This is a genomic window from Bacteroides faecichinchillae JCM 17102 (assembly GCF_000614145.1).
Classification (GTDB): domain Bacteria; phylum Bacteroidota; class Bacteroidia; order Bacteroidales; family Bacteroidaceae; genus Bacteroides; species Bacteroides faecichinchillae.
In genome coordinates this window covers 1-4,532 of the sequence record NZ_BAKK01000090.1, presented here as the reverse complement: position 1 = coordinate 4,532, position 4,532 = coordinate 1, and the positions used below count along the sequence as shown (strand labels likewise).

Genomic DNA, 4,532 nt, shown 5'->3' with positions numbered 1-4,532 from the left:
TCTACTAAATAATTAGTCCATGTGGTTAAAATATCCCAATATTTTTTTACATAATCAGCATTTCCTTCAATTTTTGAGATAGCTGCAGCTAGAATAACCATATTACCACCTTCTTCAATTGGCATGTCGCCTCCATAAACTTGTCCATTGGCTATAGGATATGTTCCTAAGTCATGAGCTGGAAAAGGTTTGTTCCAACGACCACTAGCACTGTATTCAAAAATACTAGTCATCATTGCTTTCTGTAAATCAGGATTATAAATCAAGAATAATGGAGCGGACGGATAAGTCAAGTCCACTGTATTAACACAACCATTACTGTTGTTCTCTTTTGAGAACCACATCAAGTTACCTTCTTTATCTGTAAAAAGCTTGTGGGCTGACATTACCTGACGATAAGCAACCGAACAGATTTCAGCATATTTTTTGCCACCTGCTTTTTCTGCATCATCGTAAATCATCGCATCCAAAGCGCGACAACGTTCCATAATTGGTTGATAATTATCTCTCAGATTCTCAAAAGCATCGAATATGGTTATTTTGCCGTCATGCTTCCAGTATCCCATACGCTTTTCATACATATATTCAATAGAATAGATATCATCATAACCAATCATCATGAATCCCTCTTTGCTATCCTTAGAAACTGTACCTAAGTTATGTACATAAGCCATAGCTGGATTATCCTCTTCTTTGCGGGTAGTCCATTTGGTAACAGTGGAATTTAAACTTCCATTTTTCACAAACGACTCTTTCATCCTATAATAATCACCTAAACCTATAGATTTTCCTGCTCCATTTACACTAGCAAGGTATGCGTAACCCCAATCTGCACAAATTAAGTCACCTTTACGATCACATATTGGCTGATCAATTGTTCCTGCCTCAACATAACTAATACCATTTTTAGATAATGTACGTGCAATAGTAGGTTGATTATTCTCGTTAATACTCAATTCTGGAGTAGTTTCCATATAGAGTTGTACGTCATGGCCTTTCTGATCAAGTGCTCGTACGCGATAGGATATATAATTAATAGGTGTAGATAATAGATCCAAATCATCAATCAGCTGAGGAGCTGTAAAAACGAGATCGAGTTCTACAGGACCACAGGTAAAAGTATAATAAGTAGAAGTTGCTAATACATCTACAGATTTTTGAATAGCCTCATCAGAGAACTTTACGGCATCTTTCTTTTCACGAAATAAACCAAAATCCACATAGGAACCTCCTGTAGTATTGTGGCAATGAGCAGCAATCACATTCTTACCATCACGCAATTTTTTCTTTGCCGCATCAGTCAGTTTCAGATACACATTGTCTCTCCAGACAAGATCTGTAGAAACTAATTTTTCTCCATTAAGATATAGCTCAAATACATCATCATGAGAATAAATTAAATAAAAATCTTCTTCTAAATCTAAATTATTAATATCGAATCCGCGGCGAATATAAATGTCTGTATCATTCCCTTTCCACTCTGTGTGAACCCGTTGCATATCGCGGCTACCAAAAGCGGCTTTTCCTTTTTTCCAACTAGTATCATCAAATTGAAATTCTTGCCATCCATTAGCTGGTGTGCTATTCGTATAAGCTGCCTCCCAACGTTCTACATTGGTCATAGGAGCAATCGGGACTAAATTTATTTTATCTTTACCCAGAAACCGATATACTTTACCATCTACACGTAAGGCACCCAATAAAGGTTTCTTTGCACTTGTCCAATGTTCTGTACTCCCTTCCATCAGTTTGTCATAAGGAGACCAAATTGAAAAATATGGGTCTGAAACAACAATTGGCACTGACGGAACACGTAGCGCTATTTCTTTAACAGGTTCAAAAAAGTTAGTTGTCTGAGCATTAATCAGCATACTAACAGAAAGAGCCATCATAATTAGTAGTTTCTTCATAATTCTTTTAATTAATCTAAAATTTAAGGTTATCCATCCTACAATCTTCTTACCTTAATAATAAAACAACCCCATGTTAGCTAAATCACTTCTTACCTTAATAATACCTTATGAAAACTTTAATCCTTAATACTTTTATTTTTTTTCTTCTTACCTAAAATTAATAAATACCAGTACTGACAAATTTTGAATAGAATGTTATGGAGAAAAGTACTACTGTTTTGTGTATCTTGAGTAGGCATAAACCTGTAAAGGCTAGTTATTTTCCATAGCATTTCATTTCGATCGATACAAAATAAGACAATTAATATAAAAAATAAGGAAAATCTATGGTCAAGAAAGGATAAAATCTGCTCTTTTTTAAGTTTTTCTCCTTTTTTAAACTCAACAAATAGAGGTTTCTATACCGTTTGAGCAATATTTATCCTTTTATGAACAGAAATTTTCCTTAGCTTAAAGAAAATTATTAAAGCATTAGTAACTACCAACTTTAACTAAAGAGATATTTGCTGTTTTAGATAGCTTTCTTAAATTTGCAACACGAATGCAATACAGATATCACTATAGCAAAATATTTTCCATATATTAAACCAAAGTACGTTACTCAAGAGGGCACTACAGTTCTTTATATCCGATATAATTATGATCGGTTTAAACGTACACTCATCTCTACTGGATACAATATTAAACCTGAATATTGGGATGCCAAGAAGAGATGGATCAAACGTGCTTGTCCACAGTACGAAGAAATTGATTCTTGTTTAATTAGAATCACGTCAAAACTTGGTAAGATTCTTACTTATGCTAAAGATAATAATATAGATCCAACTGTTGATTTTGTTTTGCTCGAATTGGAGAAAGATAGGGAATATGATTTGTGTTCCCATCGGATAGATATATTTGATGCATTAGAAAGATATATTATAGAAAAGGCTCCATCTGTCTCTAAAGATCAGATCAAAGATTATAGAACACTTCGTAAACATCTAATTGCTTTTAAGGAATATTCATCTCAACCTTTGTCATTTCATAATCTGAATTTGACATTTTACAATGAATTTATGGATTATTTATTCTATAAAGCTGAAAAGCCAAATGGAACAAAAGGATTACTCACTAACTCTGCAGGGAAAATTATACGTTTATTGAAAGGATTTGTTAATTTTCAGATTGTAAAAGGATCCATTCCGCCAATTGATCTAAGATGTTTCAAAGTTGTAGAGGAGGAAACAGATGCTATTTATTTAAGTGAAAAAGAATTAGCAGCGATATATGAGCTCGATCTATCGGATGATAAACAATTGGAGAAAATACGCGATATATTTATTACCGGATGTTTTACAGGATTACGATATAGTGATCTTTCAACTTTAGGTCCGGAACACATTGATTTAGATAATGGAAATATAAACCTTAAACAAAGAAAAGTACATAAGGCAGTTATTATTCCCATGATTGATTATGTTCCAGAGATTCTTAGAAAATACAATTATGAATTGCCCAAAATACCAAGATATTTATTTAATGATAGGGTAAAAGAGTTAGGACTAAAAGCGAAGTTAAGACAAAAAGTTGAAATAGTTCGTAAAAAAGGCAAAGAACGAGAAAAACGAATATACGAAAAATGGGAACTAATATACTCCCATACTTGTAGACGCTCTTTTTGTACGAATATGTATTTATCAGGTTTTCCTGCAGAAGAATTGATGCGAATATCTGGTCATAAAAGCCCATCTGCTTTTATGCGATATATCAAAGTTGATAATCTACAAGCCGCTAATAGATTGAAGGAACTGAGGCTAGACTTGCCAAATAAATTAAAAAAAATTGTTTTTATATTATGATTTAAATTATTCATATACTATTTTATTCTACATATTCATACTGTAATAAACAAGATGAGTACCTAACGATATAGGTAAGTGTTCCTAATTAATTCATATCATGAGCATCTGTTGTTTAAGGGGATAATAGACAGCATTAACTAATTGTGAGCTGTAACTTATGTGTAATAAAAATATATTTTACTATTCATTGCTGGTTATAAATCTTAGCTTATTTGTCAATAACCATCCTATAATTATCAAAGGTAGCGCTTTATTTCTATAAAAGGTTAATAATTAACATGTTGCAAATTTCGTATTTTGATTTAAAGCCAAGATATAGTTTCTTTAAAAGAAACAAATAGTTCCTCGGTGAGAAACAACTTGTTTCTCACCGAGGAACTAACCAATCTTTAATATCTGAAAGAAAAACTATAATAATATTCTTATTTTTCAAAAAATAGACTATACAGAACCTTCTTTATAGCGTAATAAATTAATCAAATAAGTTAGCATTCCTAATTAATTTGTATCATGAGTATCTGTCTAAAGGAGCGAAGTGAAGAATGACGGATAACATTAACTAATTGTGAACAGTTACTTACAAGATGTTTATTCGCCAATTTAAGAGATGAGCATCAGTATATGTTTTTATTATAAACATGTCACATATTACTATTATACTTTCATATTTATAATAAACTTCTTTAGTACATAGATATAGTATAAAAAACACAACACAAAGACAACACATTTTTATGTAATAAATTGATATACAACACATTGTTTGCAAGGCTGC

Annotated in this window: 2 protein-coding genes; one reads left to right on the top strand and one right to left on the bottom strand. The window is 32.1% G+C overall.

The window, feature by feature from the left end; translation table 11 throughout:
* Positions 1 to 1,910, bottom strand: a 1,910-nt coding sequence (locus JCM17102_RS20595; protein ID WP_025076522.1) for a glutaminase domain-containing protein, incomplete at its 3' end; no start/stop codon positions are given.
* Between the two features lie 533 nt (positions 1,911 to 2,443).
* On the opposite strand from JCM17102_RS20595, the gene JCM17102_RS20585 reads away from it, so the two are divergent.
* Positions 2,444 to 3,754, top strand: coding sequence for a site-specific integrase (locus JCM17102_RS20585; protein WP_025076521.1), 1,311 nt, complete (start codon positions 2,444 to 2,446; stop codon positions 3,752 to 3,754).
* The last annotated feature ends 778 nt before the right edge of the window (positions 3,755 to 4,532 follow it).